We start from the raw sequence: 22582 nt of genomic DNA, 5'->3' as shown, positions 1-22582 counted from the left end.
AAAATAATAAGAGCACAATACAATTGCGTATTATGCTCTTATTTCACAGCAAGGTGAAACGCTCAATCTTCTTTATGTTTTTTTGCTGCGACAGTAGTTTTAATGGAAAGATCACGCAGCTGTTTATTATCTACATCGGACGGAGCCTGTGTCATCAAGCATGAAGCACTTTGTGTTTTAGGAAAAGCAATAACGTCACGAATAGAATCGCGTTTAGCCATTATCATAACCAGGCGATCAAGACCAAATGCCAATCCGCCGTGAGGGGGAGTACCATATTTGAATGCATCAAGCATAAAGCCAAATTTTGCATGAGCTTGCTCTGGTGTCAGGCCGATAGCTTCGAATACCTTTTCCTGAAGATCGCTGTTATATATGCGCAGACTGCCTCCGCCTATTTCTGTGCCATTTAAAACCATATCATAAGCTTTAGCTTTTACTCGGCCAGGATCTGATAAAAGATATTGAACATCTTCTTCACACGGTGCAGTAAATGGATGGTGCATTGCCTTCCAGCGTTTATCTTCTTCACCATATTCAAACATAGGAAAATCGACAACCCAGAGGAAAGATAATTTATCAGGATCTATAAGGTTTCTGCGGCGGGCCATTTCAAGACGAAGCTCACCAAGAGCCTGAGCTACGACCAAAGGTTTATCGGCAACTACTAATAATAAATCGCCGGTTTCAGCTCCTGCAGCTTTTTTGATCTTGAGAAAAGTTTCTTCTGAATAGAATTTTTTAAAGGGTGACTTTATTTCAGAATCAGTATACTGAATCCATGCCAGACCCTTTGCACCATAATTTTTTACATATTCCACAAGTCCGTCAAGTTCTCTGCGAGGAATGCCCGCATAAGCTTTAACGTTGATAACTTTAACCTGTCCTTTATTTTGCAGAACAGATTCAAATACCTTAAATTCAGAACCGCGGACATAATCGGATATATCCATAAGCTCCATACCAAAACGCAGGTCGGGTTTGTCCGAGCCAAATCGATCCATCGCGTCCTGCCATGTCATTCGTAAAAATGGTCCGGGAACTTTCGCGTCAACAGCCTTAGCAAAAAGCTCAACTACCATATTTTCCATAGTATTTAATATATATTCCTGATCGACAAAAGACATTTCTATATCCAGCTGAGTGAATTCAGGCTGACGATCTGCACGCAGATCTTCATCACGAAAACAGCGGACAATCTGAAAATATTTTTCATAACCAGCCAGCATAAGGATCTGCTTGAAAATTTGCGGAGATTGAGGAAGTGCATAAAACTTACCGGGATTGAGGCGGCTCGGGACAAGAAAATCACGTGCACCTTCCGGTGTGCTCTTTGTAAGCATAGGAGTTTCTATTTCCAAAAAATCATTTCTGTCAAAGTAATCCCGCATAATCTTTGTTACTCGATGACGCAAAATAATGTTTTTCTGCATTTCAGGGCGACGCAGATCCAAGTATCTATATTTCAAACGCAAGGTTTCATCCACATCAATATTATCCTGAATATAAAAGGGAGGCGTTTGAGCTGTATTTAATATACGAAGTTCCTCACAATAAATTTCAATTTCACCGGTTGGCATATGAGGATTGACAGTTTCTTCAGACCGCAGCGATACGCGGCCGCGTACAGCAATAACAAATTCAGAACGCAGGGACTCAGCTTTTGGAAAAGCTTCATTTCCGATCTTGTCTTCGGCAAAAACAGTCTGAACTAATCCTGATCTGTCTCTCAGATCAACAAAAATAAGTCCCCCATGATCACGGCGGCGTGATACCCAGCCGCATACTACAACTTCCCTGTCCACATCATTTTTGCTAAGTTGTCCGCAATGATGTGTGCGGGGCATTCCGTCTAATGTTTCCATTATTATTTATTCACCTCAAAAGTAATCTTATCTATCAATGATGCAAAAGGTACTGTTGTTTGCGCACTGTCTGTCATATTGCGTACAGTCGCACTTTCGTTCGCAAGTTCATCATCACCAATTATAACGGCATATTTCGCTCCATTTTTATTAGCCTGTTTCATTTGTGCTTTCATACTGCGCCCGGCATAATCCATAAGTGCAGACAGCTTTTTATCGTGCAGCTGCTGAAGTAATTTAAATGCAGGTTGTTCAGCCTTTTTTCCCATAGCAATAATAAATACGTCGCAATATGCATTTTTAGGCGGAAGTAATTTTTGCGTCTCAAGTGCAAGTAAAACACGTTCCAGGCCTGTGGCAAATCCTACTGCCGGTGTCGGATTACCGCCGCATTCTTCAATAAGTCCATCATAACGACCACCGCCAAGAATAGCGCTTTGAGCACCCAATGGCAGATATTTAAATTCAAATGCAGTTTTGGTATAATAATCCAAGCCACGCACTAAATGCGAATCAAGAATATAATCAATTCCTAAATTTGTCAATGAATCCTGAAGTTTATCAAAATGATCGGCGCATTCCTCACAAAGGCAATCTGTAATTTTAGGTGCCCCCTCTGCGAGTTCTTTGCAATGAGGATTCTTACAATCAAGTATACGCAGAGGATTGCGTTCATAGCGTGACTGACAGTCATTGCACAGTTCAGTAAGTTTATCCTTAAAGAAAGACTGCAATTTTTCTCTGTAAACAGGGCGGCATTTCGGACAACCTACTGAATTTATTTTTAAAAGAACATCATTCAATCCCAGATCTTTTAAAAGAGCTGCGCCAAGGCTTATTACTTCAGCATCTATCAGCGAACTTTGTTCTCCGATGGCTTCTATGCCAAATTGATGAAATTCACGGTATCTGCCAGCTTGTGGTTTATCATACCGGAACATAGAACCGATATAAAATAATTTTGTGATGCCACCATCTGCATACAATTTATTTTGCAAATAGGACCTTACTGCAGAAGCTGTATTTTCAGGACGCAGTGTGATACTGCGTCCGCCTCTGTCAAGGAAGGTATACATTTCCTTTTCCACTACATCCGTGGTTTCTCCTATGCCGCGCATAAATAATTCTGTATGTTCAAACATAGGTGTTCTTATTTCATTAAAACCATATAACAAGCAAAGCTCTCGTATTTTATTTTCCAGATACTGCCACTCATGTACATTTTCTGGCAAAATATCTTTAGTTCCACGCGGAACAGTTGTCAGCATAAGTCTCTCTCCTTACTTCTCATAAACTTCCCGCATTAAAGAAAGGCGCCGCTCAATATAATCATCGACACTTTTCAAATAGGTCCCTAAATCCTTAGGATTAAATAAGGTTTTCAAATATGCAAAGGACGGCGCTACTATTTTAGTAGATGCGTTGCCCCCAATACCTAAGATAGTTTGTTTTTCACCCATTATCTGAATGTTATAAATACTTGCGGAACCCTGTCTGCAATAGCCCGTGTTTTCAAGCTGACCGCTCATATAACCCTGGCGATACAGGTAATATGGTGAATAGTCTGCCTGCAGCAGCAAATTTTCTGCGGTATAAGCCATTTCACGTGTTACTTTGTCATCGGGCAGTTGTACAGAATCCAGACAACTCTTAAGCGATGATCCTTTTTTTACAGCCAGTGCATGCACCGTTATATCATCAGGGGATAATTTAATAATTTTTTCTAATGTATCACGCACGTCAGCAGCTGTTTCTCCGGGCAAGCCTAAAATCAGATCCATATTTATCTTTGCAGGACTAATGAGACGGATATCATTATATACTTTCTCGATCTCCTGCGGAGTGTGTCTGCGACCTATTATTTTTAACGTTTTTTCCTGCATCGTCTGAGGATTTACGCTCATCCTGCTGACTTTATATGCTGTCATCAGTTTAATTTTTTCGAGTGTTATCGAATCAGGCCGTCCTGCTTCAACCGTATATTCCAAAATATCATTTGAATATAAACCCTGAACATAATCAAGAAGTAAAGCAAAATATTTTTCCGGCAGACTTGTAGGTGTACCGCCGCCGATATAAATATTTTGCACTTTTAGGTGATAAGCATCTATAATCTCTCTTAAAGATAATATCTCCTTATGCAAAGCAGCCATAAAAGCATTGAGTATGTCAGCTTCCGGCAGAAGATTGGATGGAAAAGAACAGTACAGGCAGCGAGTGAGACAAAATGGGATACCAATGTAAATGCTTATTGTATTATGATCTGATGCAGCGAGTACAGGCAGCTGTCCATAGGCAATATCAGTAAGCAATACTGCTTTTTTTCCTGATACTGCATAATCAGCCGTCAATCTTGCTGCGATAGCCGATTTGTCCATTCCACTGCTTATATACCTATGAACAATTTTAGCGGGCCGCACCCCGTGCAATATTCCCCATGGAGCGACAATAGGACCTAAATTGTCCGTTAATAAATGATAAAGATTAAGCTTTATTAAACGATTTGCTGAAGCGCGAGGATTTTCATCCTGTCTTGCAAAATCTGTTCTTGTAAATAATTGGCTTTTACTATTCTTTACAAATCTGATTTTAGTAAAAACTTCAAATACGATATCTTTTTTCACATAATTTGATATCTCAATAATATCGTAATCAGCAGGAACGTCCTGGTGAACTTCTATTTTAAACAGCAGCAGAATCTCTTTTACTATTTTATGAACAATTTCTTTTTCGCTGTTTATTACGAGCTTATTTATAATCAAAGCTGCTTTTGGCATTTACTGCAATATCCATAAAAAGTTACTTGATGATCAAGAATTTTAAATTTGCTTTTTTCCATTATATCCACTTCAAGATCTTCAAGAAGATCGTCGGCAAATTCTGCTACTTTACCGCACTTCAGACATATCAAATGATGATGACGGTGAGCATCAGGATTAGCTGTATTAAGTTCATAACGACGGCATCCATCGCCAAAGTCATTTTTTTGCAATATTGCAAGTTCTGATAAAAGTTCCAGGCTGCGATAAACTGTTGCCAGACCTATATCATAGCCTTTATCGCGCAGAATATAGTGTACATCTTCTGCACTCAGATGTTCTCCGGGATTTTCTATAAAAACCTGCAAAACAATCTTTCGTTGTGGTGTGATTTTGTGATGAGGGCTCTGCAGTTTTTTTGTCAAATCATCAATGGTAATTTTTTTACCCATAATATAAGCCCCTTTCTCTGAGTAAGCTACCATAAATATTACTATCAACTAATTATTTTACCAAAAAACATTGTATAATACAAAGTATTTTTAAAGTTTCACAAAAACCACGTGCTGTATAAAAAAAGAGACTGCTATAAACTAATGCAAGTTTTAACAATCTCTGAACGGTCAATAAGTTCTCATTTCGGTTGGTACATTATCTCTTCTGAAATATAGAAATTATTACCCACAAGACTTAATCGTCCTCTATTGCCGTCCTCGAACTTAACACCTTACAGTTTCAATTTTGTTTTAATGCGTTCTACCGCTTTTATTGTACTTTCCCTATCACCAAAAGCAGTAAGACGGAAATAACCTTCACCGGAAGGACCAAAGCCGGCACCCGGAGTGCCCACTATGTTAGCTTCGTTTAAAAGTTTATCAAAAAATTCCCATGATTTCATGCTGTTTGGTGCCTTAAGCCATATATATGGTGCGTTTATTCCACCAAAATATTTTATGCCAACGGCATCCAGGCCCCTGCATATCGTTTTGGCATTATTCATATAATAGTCAATGGTCTGCATTATTTGTTTTTGTCCCTCATTACTGAGAACAGCTTCAGCAGCACGCTGGACAATATAAGCTGTACCATTGAATTTTGTAGTATGGCGGCGATTCCACATAGGATTTAAAGCCTGCTTCATTCCGCTTTTAGTATGTCCAAACACTGTTTTAGGAATAACGGTATATCCACAGCGCATTCCTGTAAAGCCTGCTGTTTTGGAGAACGATCTGAATTCGACAGCTACGTCTCTTGCCCCATCAATTTCATAAATAGTCCGGGGAACATCTTCTTGCGTAATATAATAAGAATATGCAGCATCATATAAAATGACAGAGTCATTTTCTTTTGCATATTTCACCCATGCAGACAATTGTTTCCTGGATAATGTAGTGCCTGTGGGATTATTTGGACAACATATATATATAATATCAACATGTTTTTTCGGAAAATCAGGAATAAAATTATTTTCTGCGGTACATGGCATATACACAACATTATCGAAAATGCCGGCAGCTTCATTATAAAGACCGGTTCTTCCCGCCATGACATTTGTATCAAGATACACAGGATAAACAGGATCTGTTATAGCTATGATATTATCATTGCCAAAGATTTCCTGTATATTTCCGCAGTCACTTTTAGCGCCGTCACTGACAAAAATTTCATCTGACTCTATCTGTGCTTTGCGTGGTGCGTAAATTGTGTTGACAATAGCTTCGCGCAAAAAGGCATACCCCTGTTCAGGACCATATCCCCGAAAAGTTTTTGCATCAGCCATTTCTTCTACTGCTTTGTGCAGTGCCTCAATGACCACAGGGGCTAAAGGCTGCGTTACATCGCCAATACCAAGGCTGATAACATCAGCTGAAGGGTTCTCTTTTTTAAAAGCACTGACACGACGCGCTATTTCAGCAAATAAATAACTGCCCTGCAGTTTTAAATAGTTCTCATTAACTAATGTCATTATTTTACTCTCCTTATACGAGGCTTATAAAAAAAGCTGCCATAATTCAAATATTATGTACAGCTTTTTTCAATATTATTTTACTGATTTTCCTTAGCTACAGCAACCAACTTGGTGAATGCTGCAGCATCATTTATAGCCAAATCAGCCAGCATTTTACGATTTACTTCCACATTTGCCTTGGTAAGTCCATAAATTAAGCGACTGTAAGAAATTCCGTTGATGCGGGAAGCAGCATTAATACGGGCAATCCATAATTTGCGAAAATCACCTTTTTTGGCGCGACGGTCCCTTCTAGCATAGTACAATGCTTTCATTACAGTTTCATTTGCTTTTTTAAATTGCTTGCTTTTAGAACCTTTATAACCCTTAGCTAATTTCAATATTTTTTTATGACGTGCATGCGCTGTAACGCCTGTTTTTACTCTTGGCATTTATTTTTCCTCCCGAATTTTTTTATTAAGCATATGGAAGCATTCTACTAACGCGTTTGTGATCAGCTGCAGTGATAATGGCAGCTTTTCTGAGATTGCGTTTGCGTTTAGGTGATTTCTTTTCTAATATATGACTTTTAAAAGATTTGTTGCGTTTATATTCACCTGTACCGGTGGCAGTGAAGCGTTTAGCTGCTGCGCGGCGTGTTTTCATTTTCGGCATTATTAATTTCCTCCCTTAATCTGTTTTGGTACCAGAATCATTATCATATTTTTGCCCTCAAGTTTTGGAGTACGTTCCACTATAACATACTCTGAAAGTGTGTCAGCAACTTTAAGCAGCAAGCTGCGACCAAGTTCTGGATGTGACAATTCCCTGCCACGGAACATGATCGTGACTTTTACTTTATTACCATCATTTATAAAACGTAAAGCATTCTTTGTTTTTACATCAAAATCATGTTGCTCAATATTGGGGCGAAGCTTTACTTCTTTTATCGTTATAACTTTTTGTTTTTTACGAGCTTCCTTTTCGCGTTTCTGCTGTTCATAGCGATATTTGCCAAAATCCATTATGCGACAGACCGGAGGTTTTCCCTTAGGCGCAACCTCAACCAAATCAAGATGAACTTCTTCAGCACGGGCCAAAGCATCTCTTATAGGCATTATACCCAACTGATTGCCATCTACATCAGTGACTCGCACTTCACGTACGCGTATTTCCCCGTTAATTCTTAAACTATCTTTACTAATATCTAATCACCTCTTTACTAAAAATATAAAACAAAAAAAGGGCGGCACGCCGCCACCCTTTTTCATGCGAAATATAAACCTGGATGACTTTTCATCATCAGGTGAGAAGCGGTGGCCTCTACTTGAATAATATACATATATTAACATATTACATATTTATTGTCAAATATTTATTAAAAAAATTCTATAAGTATTTCCCATAAATATTTTTCATGATAAAAATGTTTTTATATGAGTATATTAACTGTATCATCAATAACAAATATTTATTTATTGGTAAATTATTTTTTGGGATTTATCTGCTTGGTTAAGCTGTTTCCATGTATTTTTATTACATATTATCTTCACAAAATATCTCTGGATAGCATAATATATTTATGCTATAATAAATGACATAAATATATTTACTATATTTAATAAATTTATATAATAAAAATGCACTGTGTCCTTAAACATAGACAGGCACCGTATATAAATTTTTTTAATTATTACTGTGTTTTGCAGGAGGAGTATAATGGAACTAAAACAACTGGAATATTTTCAAATGACCAGCCGCTTAAAAAATATTACAAGAGCGGCCAAAAGATTACGTGTATCACAGCCTAATATAACAGTAGCCATAAAAAAGCTTGAAGCAGAGCTTGGTATTCAACTCTTCGACAGAAGTCAAAAACAACTTTCTCTCACCCCTGAAGGGGTAGTTTTTTTGAACAGAATAGACCTAGCCCTGCGCAATATCCAGGATGCGGTTTTAGAAGTAAATGACTATAAAAAACTACAAAAAGGCACTATAAAAATAGGCATCCCATCTATGATAGGCGCTTTTTTGTTTCCCAAAATATTTTCCAGTTTTCAACAAAAATATTCGCATCTGGATATCTATCTTTATGAAGAAGGTTCTATGACTATCAGAGAACAAATCGAACGGGATGAACTGGATTTTGGGATTGTCATTCTCTCAGGAGCTTCTTCGAGTCTTGAACTTTTACCAATGTCAAAAAATCAATCTGTTGCCTGTCTGCCTCTGGATCATCCGTTGGCCAAGAAAAAATCAATTGCCATTAGTGATATTGAGAATGAAAATATTATAATGCTCAAGGATGGCTCATATTTGCGAAATCTTTTAATGCAAAAAATGAGTAAGGAAAACATAAAAGCTAATATTGTATTAGAATCAAATCAGATTGAGACTATCAAAGGACTTGTAGCGAGTAATGTCGGTATTGCTTTTCTACTGGATTTTGTTGTAAAAGATACACCAAACATAAAAGTTCTGCCTTTTGAAGATCCCATTTTTGTCGATGTAGGTCTCGCCTGGAAAAAAGATCGATATATATCAAAAGCGGCACAATCATTTATCGAATTTTGCCAGGATACTTTAAAATAAAGACTTATTTAGGAAAAGCTGCTATACCACGAGAGGTATAGCAGCTTTTCATTTTTTATTTTATCTGCCTGTCTATATTCAGATAATAATCGATACTATACCTGCCTGGTCCGATAAAAAATGCAGCGAAAAAGTTGAAACCATCTTCCAAGGATTGGGATGATTTAAAAAGACCTTTGTCCTGCAGCATCTGGCTGCTAAAAGCTACCAGTAAATTGCCAAAAAGTAAAATTGCCGCCAGTCGATAAAATAGTCCCAAGAATACCAGCAGACCACCGATGCATTCAGCAAAAGCGGAAAGGAATCCCCATAATGCAGGAACAAATGTTATCCCATATACTGACATAACCTGTCCGAGCTCAGCCCACTTTTCGGGCCCGCCGCTCAATTTTGGAAAACCATGCCACATAAACATCAATCCTAAAACAATACGAAAAATCAACAGGCCAAAATTTTTTTTGTCTGAAGCAAAATAATAAATATCATTTAAAAAATTGATCAATTAAGCACCCTCCCTTTTTTGAATAAAATCCCACTGGTCATGGAAATTCTTCATAAGAAAGCATATTTAGCTTTCCTATCTATTTTATAATATATTAAAAAAATTACCAGCATTTTTTTTATTTTAATATCCTTGAAGAAAAAAGCGATTAATGATAGAATTAAAAAAAGATTATCAAACTATATTAATTATTATTTAATGATCGTTTTATGGAGGTGTCTGCGATGTCAAATTTGGCAATATCTACTGTGGAAAAGTTGTTGAATAATGCTGATACATTATCTTCAGCAACTTCGGCAGAATCTTCTTCTGCTGCCGGCAGTTCGTCATCATCGAATAATGTTTTTACTGATTCGTCGGCAGCTGCTCCCGCATATAGTTTATCTCAGGGATTGGTCAATATAATAAACGGTTCCGCGTCTGCATCTTCTTCCGACCCATTGCTCAGTAATGTCTATTCTTCCTTAAGTACATTAAGCGCCGCTTCCAAACTGTCCGCAGCAAATTTTCAAAAAATGCAGGATATAAATTCTTCAAGCTCCGTACAGTCGATAACTTCACAAATGTCCACACTTCTTTTTTCTCTTAATGGTAATTCCGCAAAAAATACAAACACAGTTTATCAAACACTTCTAAACGGCGTTTCATCAGCCAAAAAACTTTCAGTCATGCTCAAATCTGACCCTTCGGGTGAAACTTTAAAAAATGCTGTATCTCAGATAAGGAGCAGTCAGAGTAATACTTAATCCTGTTCAAAAAAAGAGAAGCTTTCGCCTGTTTTGCGAAAGCTTCTCTTTTTTTTAGAGTATTAGTTCATAAAACTTGACATAATTTTATATACATATTGATTAATTTATATTAATTTTTCTGAAAATATAGTTAATTAATAAAAACTTATCCTTGCAGATATTCTGATCCTATTGGATGAAAAGCATGTACGCAATTGGTACACTCCTTGCAATCAAATCGATATTCGCATTCCTGTTTATAGCGAATTGTTTGAGCAGCATTAACCTGCTTATAATAACGTACAACGTTCACTTTTTTTTGGAGATTCAGACAAAATGGCTTTTCTTTTTTAAATTCAAGCTTAGTCATATAATATCACTTCTTTCTTCTATCAAATTTATATGATATTTATTTCGACAAGCTTGTTCTCTTTCCTTCTGAAAATCCTCTTTATAATAAATTTTTTTTACTTTATTATAAATATTTTTTATTATTAATTAATAGTATTTATAACAATATTGGATGATATAAATACTATTAATTAATTTGCCTTTATGTTCATTCTATTAAATTAAAAATCAATATATTATCGCCATGATATATTTCATGTGCAGGCTATTGTTTTAAGTGCCTGAAAGCTTTTTGAGCTATATCTTTGCGAAATTGCATATCGGCAAAGGTTATTAAAGCTGCATCCCTGTAAGTATTAGCTATTGCTTCTTTTATATCTTTGCCTGTAGATACAATGCCCAAAACTCTGCCTCCGTCGGTAACTATCTGCCCGTCAACCGCCCTGGTTCCGGCATGAAAAACTAGTGCACCTGCCTTGTCAGCATCTTCAAGTCCTTTTATGGGTTCACCTTTTTTATACTGACGAGGATACCCGCCTGCAGCAAGAACAACACAGACTGCCGTTTTTTTATCCCAGAGGATATCCTGCTTATGCAAAGTGCCGTTGGTGCACGAGATCATTATCTCAACAAGATCGCTTTTCAGTAACGGCAGAATCACTTGTGTTTCCGGATCACCGAAACGAGCATTAAATTCTATTACTTTAGGCCCTTTATCCGTTATTATCAATCCCGCATACAAGCATCCCTGATATTTTTTATTTTCTTTTTGCATTGCCGCTATAATTGGTTCAAGAACTTCTTTTTGCACTTGATTCATTATCTTTTCATCGATGACCGGTGCAGGTGCATAAGTCCCCATTCCTCCGGTGTTCGGACCTTTATCTCCGTCAAAAATTCGTTTGTGATCTTGAGCAGCAAGCATGGGTTTTATTATTTTTCCGTCAGTAAAGGCCAGTATTGAGGCTTCTTCTCCTTCAAGAAATTCTTCTATGACCACACAGTCTCCTGCATTGCCAAAAGCTTTGTCACACATGATTTCATCCACGGCCTCCAATGCCTGTTCAACTGTTTCTGCAACGATAACGCCTTTACCCGCAGCGAGACCATCTGCCTTGACTACTATCGGCGCGCCTTCCTCTTTTATATACTCTTTAGCTGCTGCCGCGCTTTTAAAGGTTTCATATTTGGCTGTAGGGATATTGTATTTTCTCATTATTTCCTTAGAAAAAGCTTTCGACCCTTCCAGCAGGGCCGCTGCTTTAACCGGACCAAAAACAGGAATATCAGCTTTTTGCAGATCATCTGCCAAACCGTTCATTAAGGGAATTTCAGGACCTATAACGATCAGCCCTATATTTTTTGCTTTTGCAAAATCAATAATTTTACTATTGTCTTCAATGCTGATACCGTCGACACATTCAGCAATATTTTTCATTCCCGGATTACCGGGCAGAGCATATATCTTTGCTGCTTTGCTGCTCTGCGATATTTTCCATACAAGAGTATGCTCCCGTCCGCCAGAACCAATTACTAATATATTCAAATATACTACCTCCTGCGTATTGTCAAAAAGCGCACTCAAATTTCAAGTGCGCTTTTGTAATTGATTTTTCCGATAATTAGTCTTATACTTATTTTTCTATTTTGCTGTCCAAATAACTCTGTATGCAATCATCATATTCAGCCGTATGTTTAAAGGCTTCCTGTGCCAGTTTCATTCTGAAGGTGGCAGCTACTTCACCCTTCTTGACCATAGCAGCTATTTCAGAATAATGATCAGGATTAACAACAACCGTTACATACTTAAAGTTTTTGGCAGCTGCCCTGATCATAGCCGGACCGCCTATATCTATATTTTCGATAGCTTCAGCAAGAGAAACATCAGCCCTGGCAATAGTTTCTCTAAATGGATAAAGATTGACAACAACCATGTCTATGCCTATTATGCTATGCTCCTGCATTGCTTTTTGATGTTCCGGGTTATCACGCACAGCCAGTATACCCCCATGAATATACGGATTCAATGTTTTTACACGCCCATCCATAATTTCAGGGAATCCAGTAACATCACTGACATATAAGACCGGTATTCCCGCTTTTTGCAAAGCCTTCATCGTGCCGCCGGTGGAAACTATTTCTATTCCGGAAGAATGCAAAGCTTTGGCTAAATCTACAATACCTGTTTTATCCGATACGCTGAGAAGTGCTCTCTTTATTTTCAAAAAATCCACCGCCTGATTTATTCTTTTAGTAGTACCTTGCGTCCCTTTATTTCCAAAGATCCGTTCAAGTATAATCCGACAGCCCTTGGATAGATTATATGTTCCTGTTGAAGAACACGTTCCGCCAGCGATTCTTCCGTGTCATTATCTAATACGGGAACAGCAGCCTGTATAATAATTGGTCCGCTGTCAGTTCCTTCATCGACAAAATGTACAGTGCATCCTGAAATTTTAACACCATAGGCAAGGACGTCTCTATGCGCATGAGCGCCGGTAAAGGCCGGCAAGAGAGCTGGATGAATATTTAATATTCGATTTTTATATTCCCGTATAAACAATGGACTCAATATACGCATAAATCCAGCCAGTAAAATATGTTCTACCTTATAATCCTTTAATACAGAAAGGAGTTCTTTTTCAAAAGCTTCTTTTGTATTATATTTACTGCGATCAATACATAAACTTGGTATGCCGGCCTTAGCTGCACGTTCAAGAGCACCGGCATGCGGTTTATCAGTTAGAACAATACCGATTTCTGCAGAAAACTGACCTCTGTTTATAGCATCAATTATTGATTGGAGATTGGTGCCGCGGCCTGATGCTAAAACAGCCAAAATCGGCTTATTCATTAAATACCCCGCCTTTTATGACTACGTTTTTATTCCCCGGAGTGACGGTTCCTATGATATAGGAAAGTTCATTCTGCGCGGCAAGCTGCTTTTGCACTGCCGGTGCGTCTTCAGCAGCAACAGCAATAATCATGCCAATGCCCATATTAAAAGTACGGTACATTTCCCGCCAATCAACATTCCCCCATTTTTGCAGCAGAGAAAATATAACAGGCATTTGCCAAGCAGATGCATCGATCAAAGCAGCGCATTTTTCCGGTAATATACGCGGAATATTATCATAAAAACCTCCGCCGGTGATATGTACCATGGCATGCAAATCAAACTTGTCAATAAGCGGCAGGCACACTTTAGGATAAAGCCTTGTCGGTTTAAGCAACTCTTCTGCTAAAGTCGTCCCCAGTTCATCTATATATTCCGTGCCTTTATAACCCATATGCTCAAAGCATATCTTGCGTACAAGAGAATACCCGTTAGAATGTATACCGGTCGAAGGCAAACCTATAAGAACATCACCGGAAGATAGTTTTTCACCGGTGATTATTTTTGATTTTTCCACAGCTCCTACGGTAAAACCAGCTATATCGTATTCACCATCAGAATAAAACCCCGCCATTTCAGCTGTTTCGCCACCGATCAGAGAACATCCTGATTCAGTGCAGGCTTTAGCGATTCCCTTAACGACAGCAGCGACTTTTTCTGGTTCAAGCTTGCCCACTGCCAGATAGTCAAGGAAAAAAAGCGGTTCAGCGCCCTGTACTAAGACATCATTGACACACATCGCTACAGCGTCCTGTCCAATAGTATCATGCTTATCAAGCATAAAGGCCAACTTCAATTTTGTGCCTACACCATCCGTGCCCGAAACTAAAACAGGCTCCTTATACTTAGCTGTATTCAAAGCAAATAAACCGCCGAATCCGCCCAAATCACCAAGGACTTCAGGACGGTAGGTGGCTTTTACGCTGTCTTTTATAAGTGATACCGAATAATTTCCTGCATCTATATCAACTCCGGCATCACGATATGTCAAACCGACGTTTTTTTTCTCAGACATTTTATCCCCCATTATAATAAATAAAAAAGTCCGTCTCAGCTGCCGCAAAAACATCTGAGACGAAAATCATATTCATTTTTTCAAATGCTCAAATACATATTTATCGGCACCAACCGTGTCAGCCTTAGGCGTTTCAACAGGATAGTAATTATTGAAACACGCATAACACATATCTTCGCTGTCGGCTGATTTTATACTTTCCTTCAAACCCTCAATTGATAAAAAGTGCAAAGCATCAGCCTTTATATACTCACAAATTTGGTCGACTGTTTTAGTTGAAGCAATCAGTTCTTTACGGATGGAAGTGTCTATTCCATAATAACAGGGAAACCCTATTGGCGGGGAGCTGACACACATGCGAACAGATTTTGCACCGGCACTGCGCAGCATACGGACAATTTTTCCGCTGGTAGTTCCTCTGACGATAGAATCATCTACCATTATTACGTCCTTATCCTTGACAGCCGAAACAATAGGACTGAGTTTAAGTTTGACCGCAGTATCGCGTTTTTTCTGCGTAGGCTGAATAAAAGTACGGCCTATATATCTGTTCTTTATGAGACCTTCTATAAAAGGAATACCCGATTCATAGGCAAATCCTGTAGCGGCTGTGGTCCCGGAATCGGGAACAGATATAACTACATCACCCTTAAAACCTGATTCTCTGGCCAGTATACGCCCCATCATAAAGCGGGCCTCATGGACACTTTGTCCGTCTATAACACTATCCGGACGGGCAAAATATATATATTCAAAGACACATGCTGCCTTTTTTTCGATGGCAGCAAATTTATAGGATTTCAATCCGTGTTTATCAATTACAACCATCTCACCTGGTTCTACATCTCTCACATAATGTACACCGGCAACAGCAAGTGCACAGGATTCAGAGGATAAGACCCATGCATCATCTGATTTGCCAATACATAACGGACGAAAACCATGCGGATCACGCGCCCCTATCAGTTTGTCCTCAGTCATGATAGTGAGGCAGTACGCGCCTTCAATCTTATTCATGCTTTCCATGATTTTATCTTCAATTGAAGCGGCTTTTGATCTGGCTATAAGATTAACAAAAACCTCAGAATCTATGGAGGTCTGGAAAATATTCCCTTGTTCTTCCATTTCCCGGCGTATTTCTGCAGCGTTGGTAAGATTGCCGTTATGTGCCAGACTGATTTTACCGCCTGCATAATTTACCATGAGGGGCTGTGTATTAGCCAACAGGCTGGATCCGGTAGTTGAATAACGAACATGGCCAATAGAAATATACTGATTATCCATATGGGGAATCTGATGCCGAAAAACTTCGTTCACCAGGCCCATACCACGGGAAACGTCCATCCATGCACCGTCAGTTACTGCTATACCGGCGCTTTCCTGACCGCGGTGCTGCAGAGCATAAAGACCAAGGTATGTCATCATCGAAACATCTTCAGTGTGCGAGTACGCGCCAAAAACACCGCATTCTTCATGCCACTTGCTTGATACGGAAATATCAGCCATCTTATTTATTTTCTCTCCTATGTTAAGCCTGCTCACCAGTCAGACGATGCAGAATTTCTTTGTAGGCATCTTCAACATTCCCCATATCTCTGCGGAAACGATCTTTATCAAGTTTTTCGTGAGTTGTGCTGTCCCAGAAACGGCAGTTATCAGGAGAAATTTCATCTCCTAGGATTACTTTGCCATGGTAACGTCCAAATTCAAGTTTAAAATCAATGAGATCTATATTTTTAGTCTTCAGATAATCCGTCATTATAGCATTGATCTTCAGACCAGTTTTTTCGATTTGAGCAAGTTCATCTTCTGCAGCCCAATCCATCGCTTTAATATGGAATTTATTAATCATCGGGTCGTTCAATTCGTCACATTTATAATAATATTCAAGGACAGGGAAAGTCAATTTTGTTCCTTCTTCAAGACCTAAACGTTTAGCAAGGCTTCCTGCCGCAACATTGCGGAGAACAACTTCCAGCGGAATTATATCAAGTTTTTTTACCAGCATTTCTCTTTCACTAGGCATGTTTATATAATGATGTTCAATCCCCTGCTTAGCAAGCATATCGAAAAAAAACGCGGAAATTTTATTGTTTAAAATTCCCTTTTCCATTATAGTACCTTTTTTTGCACCATTGCCGGCAGTGGCATCATCCTTATAATAAACTAAAAGTTCATCAGGATTATCTGTCGTATAAATGATTTTAGCTTTGCCTTCATATAATTTTTCTTTACTCATAATAACTCCCCCTGTAACAATCTTATTTCAATTCACTGGCAACTTTAGCTGCTTTTGCTTCTACCTCTTCAACCATCTTCAACCGATAGTCTGCAAGTTTCTTGCTTAAACCAGCATCGCTCAATGCGAAGATTTCCACCGCGAAAATTGCAGCGTTTTTAGCGCCGTTTATCGCCATTGTAGCAACAGGAATACCCGAAGGCATCTGTACCGTACTTAAAAGAGCATCCATCCCATTCAATGCAGTAGCATTTATGGGAACACCTATTACAGGAAGTGTTGTATAAGAAGCTATAACGCCTCCTAAATGAGCCGCCGCACCAGCTGCAGAAATAAAAGCGCCGATACCGCGGTCCTGAGCCGCCGAAACGATTTCACGCACTTTTGACGGAGTACGGTGCGCCGAGGCCACTATAACTTCCGTCTCAATATCGAAATCATGCAATAATTTAATTGCCGGCTTCAAGACCGGTAAATCGGAATCGCTGCCCATTACAACAGCAACTTTCATGAGATCTCCTCCTAAAAATAATATTCGTACCTTTCAATAATAGCAAAACAGACAGCAAACTGCAATATAATATGACAGTTTACTTACATTTTTAATATTATTTTCATCGCTTTATGCATAATCAGCTGCGGCAACGATTGATATTAAAAAAGATTGAACTTTAATACAATTATTTTCTTTTCCGGAGAGTAAAAATGCGGGTATCGTAAATTTTATGGGCAAATGGTAATATTTTTTGCTATAATATCTATACACAATATGAGGTTGTGTTGTATAATGTAACAGCTGTTACACTTAGCGGCAGCAGTGCCCATGAGGCAGGCTTTTGCTGAATAAGTAATTAGGGGGATAATGATGTCATTGATTGTAAAAAAATTTGGCGGCAGTTCTGTAGGCAGTACAGAAAAAATAATGAACGTCGCCAAGCGTATCGTTAACGAAAAAGGAAAAGATGATAAAGTTGTTGTTGTCGTATCGGCTATGGGTGACACGACTGATGAATTAATAAAGTTGGCTAATCAGATAGACAGTGACCCGTATAAATATACACGGGAAATGGATATGCTGCTTACCACGGGCGAACAGGTATCCATATCGCTTTTAACAATGGCGTTTAAATCAATTGGTCAAAAAGCTGTATCACTCACGGGATCCCTTGCGGGCATAAAGACCAATGATGTACATACAAAAGGAAAAATCATGGACATCAGACCACAGCGTGTTCTGGATGAATTGAATAATAATAATATCGTAATTGTTGCCGGTTTTCAGGGCTGTGATCAACTTGGTGATCCAGTAACTTTGGGACGCGGCGGTTCTGATACATCTGCTGTAGCTTTGGCAGGGGCATTGCACGCAGATTCCTGTGAAATATACACTGATGTTGACGGAATCTACTCGGCAGATCCAAGAATGGTAAAAAATGCCAGGAAAATGAAGGAAATAACTTATCACGAGATGCTGGAAATGGCTCGTCTGGGATCCGGTGTCATGCAGCCACGCTCAGTTGAAGTAGGCCAGCTGATGAATATACCTATACATGTCAGATCTACTTTTAATAATAAGCCCGGAACAATAATTAGGGAGGAATATACAATGGAAGAAAAAGGGTTCGTAATAAGAGGTGTAAGCCATGATAAAAAGGTTGCAAAAATAGCTGTATTGGGTGTTCCTAATAATCCGGGCATCGCTTACTCCATCTTCTCGGCCCTGGCTGAAAAAAACATCGATGTTGATATGATAGTGCAAAGTATCCGTAATATTGAAAAAAATGTCACGGACATGGTTTTCACTGTAGCTTCAGATGATCTCAGCACCGCTAAACCGGTGGTAGATAAGGCAGCAGGTGAACTCAATGCGATCGGTGTTCTGATTGAAAAAGATGTTGCAAAAGTTTCTGTGGTTGGTGTCGGTATGCTCGGCAATCCCGGCATAGCAGCCAGAATGTTTGGTGCACTTTCCAAGGCAGGAGTTAACATAGATGTTATAAGCACCTCCGAAATAAGCATATCCTGTCTCATAAAAAGTTCCTCCCTGCATGAAGCCGTGAATATAATTCATAATGAGTTTTTTCCTGAAGGTTGAGGAAGGATTGAAAATATGAAATATAACAGTACCCGTGATAAAAATAATCGAATCAGTGCTGCTCAAACTATTATTAAGGGAATAGCCGAAGACGGCGGTTTGTTTGTCCCCGAAAAAATTCCTCAAACAGATGATGCTTTTTTGTCCGAAATGCTTACCTGTTCTTACCAGGAACGTGCTTTTAAAATTCTGTCATTGTATTTGACGGATTACACTGATGAAGAAATAAAAGAATGTATCAAAAAAGCTTACACGGATCAAAAATTTGATGATGAATCGATCGCACCGCTTATCAAATTGTCAGATGAACAATATATTCTTGAGCTTTGGCACGGTCCGACAAGTGCCTTTAAAGATATGGCACTGCAGCTGCTGCCTCAGCTAATGTCTACAGCGCTGCAAAAAACAAAACAAAAAAATGACGTTGCAATTCTGGTAGCGACCTCTGGTGATACAGGGAAAGCTGCTTTGGAAGGTTTTCGTAATGTTGAAAAAATAAAAATCATTGTTTTTTATCCTCAGCAGGGTGTAAGCGATATACAACGCCGCCAGATGATAACTCAAAAAGGTGCCAATGTTGATGTAATTGCTATAGAAGGTAATTTTGACGATGCCCAATCAGGATTAAAAAAGATTTTCAATGATAAAGTATTTAATAAAGAACTGGCAGAAAAAGGCTATGAATTATCTTCAGCCAACTCAATAAATTGGGGACGGCTTTTGCCTCAAATTGTTTATTATTTCAGTGCATATTGTGATCTTGTCAATAAAAAGGTTATAAGACCTGGTGATAAGGTTGATTTTACTGTGCCTACCGGAAACTTCGGTGACATTTTGGCTGGTTATTATGCAAGGAAAATGGGACTGCCTATTAATAAGCTTATTTGCGCATCTAATACCAATAATGTTTTGACAGATTTTTTTGCGACGGGCACTTATGATAAAAATCGTAAATTTTTCAAAACTATTTCTCCGTCTATGGATATATTGATTTCCAGTAATTTAGAGCGTCTTTTATATCATGTTACCGAAGATGACCGTAAAATAGATGAATGGATGAATAAGCTCAGTGCAAACGGTCATTATACAATAGACAGCAGTTACTTATCACAGCTTCAGGAAATATTTATTGCTGACTGGGTAGATGAAAAAGAGACCTTAGCCACTATCAGGATTCTTCATGACACATATGGTTATACCGCCGATCCGCATACAGCAGTTGCTTGGCAGGCTGCTCAAAATTATAGGGAAACTGCCGATTACAAAAAAATACCTATGGTCGTTTTATCTACAGCAAGTCCTTATAAATTCAATGACAGTGTTTTGGCTGCGCTTGGTATTGATATAGGTGATGCAGATGAATTTACTCAGCTTGATATTCTTAAAAAGTATAATAAATCCGCTATTCCTGCGGGATTATCTTCATTAAAAACAGCTTCCATACTTCATAAAAAAATTTGCGCAAAGGAAAACATGGCTGTAGAAATAAGAAATTGTTTAAAATAGTACAGTATTTTCTTTTGATTAATATTCTATAGCAGATTCAATACAAAAACAGACGCTTGATTTTCATATTAGCGCCTGTTTTTCGTATGTGACATATAAATAGATTAATACATCTTATCCTAAAGATAACAAGAAAAACAAATAAATTTCTTTAAAAATATAGAATAAAAAACTCAGTCCGCCGATAAATGGAAAATACATATGGGATATAGACAAAATTAATTTATGTGGTTAAACTATATAATAGTGTCGTGAGTAAAATATAATATTGCATCATTACAAGCATATATTGTAAAATAATTATTAATGCACTGTAAAATAATTGTTAATAATACGTATTTTCAGTGTAAAAACAATATTTATTGGTGCAACTTGGGAGGAAGTTTATGTTTCTTGTAAAAAAGAACACGGAATTTTATGATCTGTTCGTGCGAAGTGCTGAGTATTTTCACGAGGGTGCTCTGATTATCAATGAAGTAATGACTGATTACAGCAGTGCCGAAGAAAAGATGAAAACAATAACTGACTTAGAACATGCCGCGGATGATATCAATGATAAAATCATTGATAAGCTCAATCACACTTTTATTACTCCGATAGACAGAGAAGATATTTACGCTATTGCCAATGGTCTTGATGATGGCGTAGATTTTTTACAAGGAACCCTGCAGCGTGCTATCATGTACCGAATTGATGCCATACGTCCTACTGCATTGCAGATGTCGCAGCTTCTGATCGAAGCGACAATAGATATTGCAGAAGTTTTCAAATTGCTGCACAGACTGCAGCATAATGAGAAAAAAATTCTGGAATATACCGCAAGAATATCCAAGATAGAAAGTGCGGGAGATAAGCTTTACCGGGAGGAAGTCGCCCAGTTATTCGCTACCGTTAAAGATCCCATAGAGATAATAAAATGGAAGGATATTCTCGAATATCTGGAAAATACTCTTGACCACTGCGAATCGATAGGTGATATGATAAGAGGCGTGGTAATGAAATATGCATGAATTCCAGATATTGATTATACTTATTATTCTTCTGGCACTAATGTTTGATTTTATAAATGGTTTTCATGATACGGCAAACGCTATTGCCACGTCTGTTTCTACAAGAGCAACAAGTCCTCGTGCAGCAATAATAATGGCAGCTTTTCTTAACTTCTGCGGTGCCATGTATAGTACCGGTGTCGCCCACACGATAGGCGGCGACATAGTGAAATCGGCTGAACACGTTAATGAACTCATTTTGATTGCCGCTCTTGGCGGCGCTATTTTCTGGAATATTCTGACCTGGTGGTTTGCTTTGCCAAGCAGTTCATCACATGCACTTGTCGGCGGTATAATAGGTGCAGTATTAGTATCGGCTGGCAGCAGCGGTCTTAATTATTTTGGTATAGAAAAAATAGTACTTTCCTTGATTTTGTCACCGGTCATAGCTGCCATTACCGGTTGTGCGGTCATGACACTTTTGTTTATAATATTCGGCAGGTGTAAACCTTCCTCAATAAATAATAAATTCAAGAAAATGCAGATTTTTTCTGCAGCTATGATGGCATTTTCTCATGGGTCCAATGACGCGCAAAAATCAATGGGTATTATTACACTCGCTCTTTTAAGTGCGGGATACATACAGGTGTTTGATGTACCAACTTTTGTAAAAATTATGGCAGCTGTAGCTATGGCCTGCGGCACGGCTGTGGGTGGCTGGAAGATAATAAAGACGGTGGGCGGCAAGATATTTAAACTTGAACCTATCAGCGGCTTTGCTGCGGATTTGAATTCGTCAATTATAATTTTTTCTGCTACATTGATGGCTTTACCGGTGAGCACCACGCACGTTGTTTCAGGCTCCATAATGGGTGTTGGGACCGCAAAAAGGGTCAAGGCCGTGCGCTGGGGAGTTGCCAAGCAAATGTTCATAGCATGGGTTTTGACTATCCCCTCTACAGCTGCTGTCGCTGCAATTATTTACAAATTATTGAAATTATTTTTTTAAAAAAACATATTATTGTGATAAAAGTCTAAAAAGGTAAGTATTTGCGCTGATTTAGGCTTTTATTTATTATGAAAAGGAGCTGAAAGCA

The 22582-nt window shown here is 38.5% G+C and carries 22 protein-coding genes; 6 read left to right on the top strand and 16 right to left on the bottom strand.

Translation table 11 applies throughout. The features are described 5' to 3' along the window. Positions 1-62: 62 nt before the first annotated feature. From aspS to infC, 8 genes are all read right to left on the bottom strand, one after another. Entirely contained in the window at positions 63-1865 is a 1803-nt protein-coding gene (gene aspS, locus NXG61_RS11215; protein ID WP_307225207.1) for an aspartate--tRNA ligase, read from the bottom strand. 2 nt (positions 1866-1867) lie between these two features. Beyond that, entirely contained in the window at positions 1868-3133 is a 1266-nt protein-coding gene (hisS, locus tag NXG61_RS11210; protein WP_307225208.1) for a histidine--tRNA ligase, read from the bottom strand. Positions 3134-3145: 12 nt separating this feature from the next. Next, positions 3146-4642 carry a coproporphyrinogen dehydrogenase HemZ gene (gene hemZ, locus NXG61_RS11205; protein WP_196603843.1) on the bottom strand — a complete coding sequence of 499 codons (1497 nt, stop codon included), beginning with the start codon at positions 4640-4642 and terminating at the stop codon, positions 3146-3148. Beyond that, positions 4624-5076, bottom strand: a complete 453-nt coding sequence (locus tag NXG61_RS11200) for a Fur family transcriptional regulator (protein ID WP_196603844.1) — start codon at positions 5074-5076, stop codon at positions 4624-4626. Before NXG61_RS11200 ends, hemZ begins: the two co-directional genes overlap by 19 nt. Positions 5077-5351: 275 nt before the next feature. Further along, entirely contained in the window at positions 5352-6590 is a 1239-nt protein-coding gene (locus NXG61_RS11195; protein WP_196603845.1) for an LL-diaminopimelate aminotransferase, read from the bottom strand. Between the two features lie 80 nt (positions 6591-6670). After that, the gene (rplT, locus tag NXG61_RS11190) at positions 6671-7024 is read right to left on the bottom strand and encodes a 50S ribosomal protein L20 (RefSeq protein WP_196603846.1); all 354 of its coding nucleotides are present in this window, start codon (positions 7022-7024) and stop codon (positions 6671-6673) included. A 25-nt stretch (positions 7025-7049) separates the two neighbouring features. Continuing rightward, positions 7050-7247, bottom strand: a complete 198-nt coding sequence (gene rpmI, locus NXG61_RS11185) for a 50S ribosomal protein L35 (protein WP_196603847.1) — start codon at positions 7245-7247, stop codon at positions 7050-7052. A 2-nt stretch (positions 7248-7249) separates the two neighbouring features. After that, a complete protein-coding gene (gene infC / locus NXG61_RS11180) occupies positions 7250-7777 on the bottom strand; it encodes a translation initiation factor IF-3 (RefSeq protein ID WP_196603962.1) in 528 nt (175 codons plus the stop codon). A gap of 514 nt (positions 7778-8291) precedes the next feature. Here infC and NXG61_RS11175 point away from each other — a divergent pair. After that, entirely contained in the window at positions 8292-9164 is an 873-nt protein-coding gene (locus NXG61_RS11175; protein ID WP_196603848.1) for a LysR family transcriptional regulator, read from the top strand. Between the two features lie 55 nt (positions 9165-9219). Here the strand turns inward: NXG61_RS11175 and NXG61_RS11170 are convergent, their stop codons facing one another. Continuing rightward, a complete protein-coding gene (locus tag NXG61_RS11170) occupies positions 9220-9666 on the bottom strand; it encodes a DoxX family protein (protein WP_196603850.1) in 447 nt (148 codons plus the stop codon). Between the two features lie 224 nt (positions 9667-9890). Between NXG61_RS11170 and NXG61_RS11165 the strand changes: the two genes are divergently transcribed. Next, positions 9891-10412: a hypothetical protein gene (locus NXG61_RS11165; RefSeq protein WP_196603851.1), complete on the top strand. Its 522-nt coding sequence runs from the start codon at positions 9891-9893 to the stop codon at positions 10410-10412. A 598-nt stretch (positions 10413-11010) separates the two neighbouring features. Here the strand turns inward: NXG61_RS11165 and purD are convergent. The 7 genes from purD to purE all read right to left on the bottom strand — a co-directional run bounded on the left by purD (position 11011) and on the right by purE (position 17406). Then, positions 11011-12291, bottom strand: a complete 1281-nt coding sequence (gene purD / locus NXG61_RS11160) for a phosphoribosylamine--glycine ligase (protein ID WP_196603852.1) — start codon at positions 12289-12291, stop codon at positions 11011-11013. Between the two features lie 88 nt (positions 12292-12379). After that, positions 12380-12970, bottom strand: a complete 591-nt coding sequence (locus NXG61_RS11155) for an IMP cyclohydrolase (protein WP_196603853.1) — start codon at positions 12968-12970, stop codon at positions 12380-12382. A 17-nt stretch (positions 12971-12987) separates the two neighbouring features. Then, positions 12988-13599 carry a phosphoribosylglycinamide formyltransferase gene (gene purN / locus NXG61_RS11150; RefSeq protein WP_196603854.1) on the bottom strand — a complete coding sequence of 204 codons (612 nt, stop codon included), beginning with the start codon at positions 13597-13599 and terminating at the stop codon, positions 12988-12990. Next, positions 13592-14656 (bottom strand): phosphoribosylformylglycinamidine cyclo-ligase, encoded by a 1065-nt coding sequence (purM, locus tag NXG61_RS11145; RefSeq protein WP_307225209.1) that lies wholly within the window; start codon positions 14654-14656, stop codon positions 13592-13594. The genes purN and purM overlap by 8 nt, the downstream gene beginning before the upstream one ends. A gap of 72 nt (positions 14657-14728) precedes the next feature. After that, positions 14729-16162, bottom strand: coding sequence for an amidophosphoribosyltransferase (gene purF / locus NXG61_RS11140; protein WP_196603856.1), 1434 nt, complete (start codon positions 16160-16162; stop codon positions 14729-14731). Positions 16163-16184: 22 nt separating this feature from the next. Then, positions 16185-16895 (bottom strand): phosphoribosylaminoimidazolesuccinocarboxamide synthase, encoded by a 711-nt coding sequence (gene purC / locus NXG61_RS11135; RefSeq protein ID WP_307225210.1) that lies wholly within the window; start codon positions 16893-16895, stop codon positions 16185-16187. Between the two features lie 22 nt (positions 16896-16917). Further along, positions 16918-17406: a 5-(carboxyamino)imidazole ribonucleotide mutase gene (purE, locus tag NXG61_RS11130; protein WP_196603857.1), complete on the bottom strand. Its 489-nt coding sequence runs from the start codon at positions 17404-17406 to the stop codon at positions 16918-16920. Positions 17407-17760: 354 nt separating this feature from the next. On the opposite strand from purE, the gene NXG61_RS11125 reads away from it, so the two are divergent. The 4 genes from NXG61_RS11125 to NXG61_RS11110 all read left to right on the top strand — a co-directional run bounded on the left by NXG61_RS11125 (position 17761) and on the right by NXG61_RS11110 (position 22494). Then, positions 17761-18990 (top strand): aspartate kinase, encoded by a 1230-nt coding sequence (locus NXG61_RS11125; protein WP_196603858.1) that lies wholly within the window; start codon positions 17761-17763, stop codon positions 18988-18990. Between the two features lie 15 nt (positions 18991-19005). Continuing rightward, positions 19006-20496 (top strand): threonine synthase, encoded by a 1491-nt coding sequence (gene thrC, locus NXG61_RS11120; protein WP_307225211.1) that lies wholly within the window; start codon positions 19006-19008, stop codon positions 20494-20496. A gap of 386 nt (positions 20497-20882) precedes the next feature. Next, positions 20883-21506: a DUF47 domain-containing protein gene (locus NXG61_RS11115; protein ID WP_196603860.1), complete on the top strand. Its 624-nt coding sequence runs from the start codon at positions 20883-20885 to the stop codon at positions 21504-21506. Continuing rightward, positions 21499-22494: an inorganic phosphate transporter gene (locus tag NXG61_RS11110; protein WP_432748927.1), complete on the top strand. Its 996-nt coding sequence runs from the start codon at positions 21499-21501 to the stop codon at positions 22492-22494. Before NXG61_RS11115 ends, NXG61_RS11110 begins: the two co-directional genes overlap by 8 nt. Positions 22495-22582 lie beyond the last annotated feature (88 nt).

The organism is Pectinatus haikarae (assembly GCF_050916305.1).
Taxonomy (GTDB): Bacteria; Bacillota; Negativicutes; order Selenomonadales; family Selenomonadaceae; genus Pectinatus; species Pectinatus haikarae.
Note: the sequence above shows the minus strand (reverse complement) of the source record. Positions and strands in the feature narration are given on the sequence as shown.

Excerpts from the sequence above, each read along its gene's own strand:
- aspS (WP_307225207.1), bottom strand. The coding sequence starts at position 1,865 with ATGGAAACATTAGACGGAATGCCCCGCACACATCATTGCGGACAACTT.
- hisS (WP_307225208.1), bottom strand. The coding sequence starts at position 3,133 with ATGCTGACAACTGTTCCGCGTGGAACTAAAGATATTTTGCCAGAAAAT.
- hemZ (WP_196603843.1), bottom strand. The coding sequence starts at position 4,642 with ATGCCAAAAGCAGCTTTGATTATAAATAAGCTCGTAATAAACAGCGAA.
- NXG61_RS11200 (WP_196603844.1), bottom strand. The coding sequence starts at position 5,076 with ATGGGTAAAAAAATTACCATTGATGATTTGACAAAAAAACTGCAGAGC.
- NXG61_RS11195 (WP_196603845.1), bottom strand. The coding sequence starts at position 6,590 with ATGACATTAGTTAATGAGAACTATTTAAAACTGCAGGGCAGTTATTTA.
- rplT (WP_196603846.1), bottom strand. The coding sequence starts at position 7,024 with ATGCCAAGAGTAAAAACAGGCGTTACAGCGCATGCACGTCATAAAAAA.
- rpmI (WP_196603847.1), bottom strand. The coding sequence starts at position 7,247 with ATGCCGAAAATGAAAACACGCCGCGCAGCAGCTAAACGCTTCACTGCC.
- NXG61_RS11175 (WP_196603848.1), top strand. The coding sequence starts at position 8,292 with ATGGAACTAAAACAACTGGAATATTTTCAAATGACCAGCCGCTTAAAA.
- NXG61_RS11165 (WP_196603851.1), top strand. The coding sequence starts at position 9,891 with ATGTCAAATTTGGCAATATCTACTGTGGAAAAGTTGTTGAATAATGCT.
- purN (WP_196603854.1), bottom strand. The coding sequence starts at position 13,599 with ATGAATAAGCCGATTTTGGCTGTTTTAGCATCAGGCCGCGGCACCAAT.
- purM (WP_307225209.1), bottom strand. The coding sequence starts at position 14,656 with ATGTCTGAGAAAAAAAACGTCGGTTTGACATATCGTGATGCCGGAGTT.
- purF (WP_196603856.1), bottom strand. The coding sequence starts at position 16,162 with ATGGCTGATATTTCCGTATCAAGCAAGTGGCATGAAGAATGCGGTGTT.
- purC (WP_307225210.1), bottom strand. The coding sequence starts at position 16,895 with ATGAGTAAAGAAAAATTATATGAAGGCAAAGCTAAAATCATTTATACG.
- purE (WP_196603857.1), bottom strand. The coding sequence starts at position 17,406 with ATGAAAGTTGCTGTTGTAATGGGCAGCGATTCCGATTTACCGGTCTTG.
- NXG61_RS11125 (WP_196603858.1), top strand. The coding sequence starts at position 17,761 with ATGTCATTGATTGTAAAAAAATTTGGCGGCAGTTCTGTAGGCAGTACA.
- thrC (WP_307225211.1), top strand. The coding sequence starts at position 19,006 with ATGAAATATAACAGTACCCGTGATAAAAATAATCGAATCAGTGCTGCT.
- NXG61_RS11115 (WP_196603860.1), top strand. The coding sequence starts at position 20,883 with ATGTTTCTTGTAAAAAAGAACACGGAATTTTATGATCTGTTCGTGCGA.
- NXG61_RS11110 (WP_432748927.1), top strand. The coding sequence starts at position 21,499 with ATGCATGAATTCCAGATATTGATTATACTTATTATTCTTCTGGCACTA.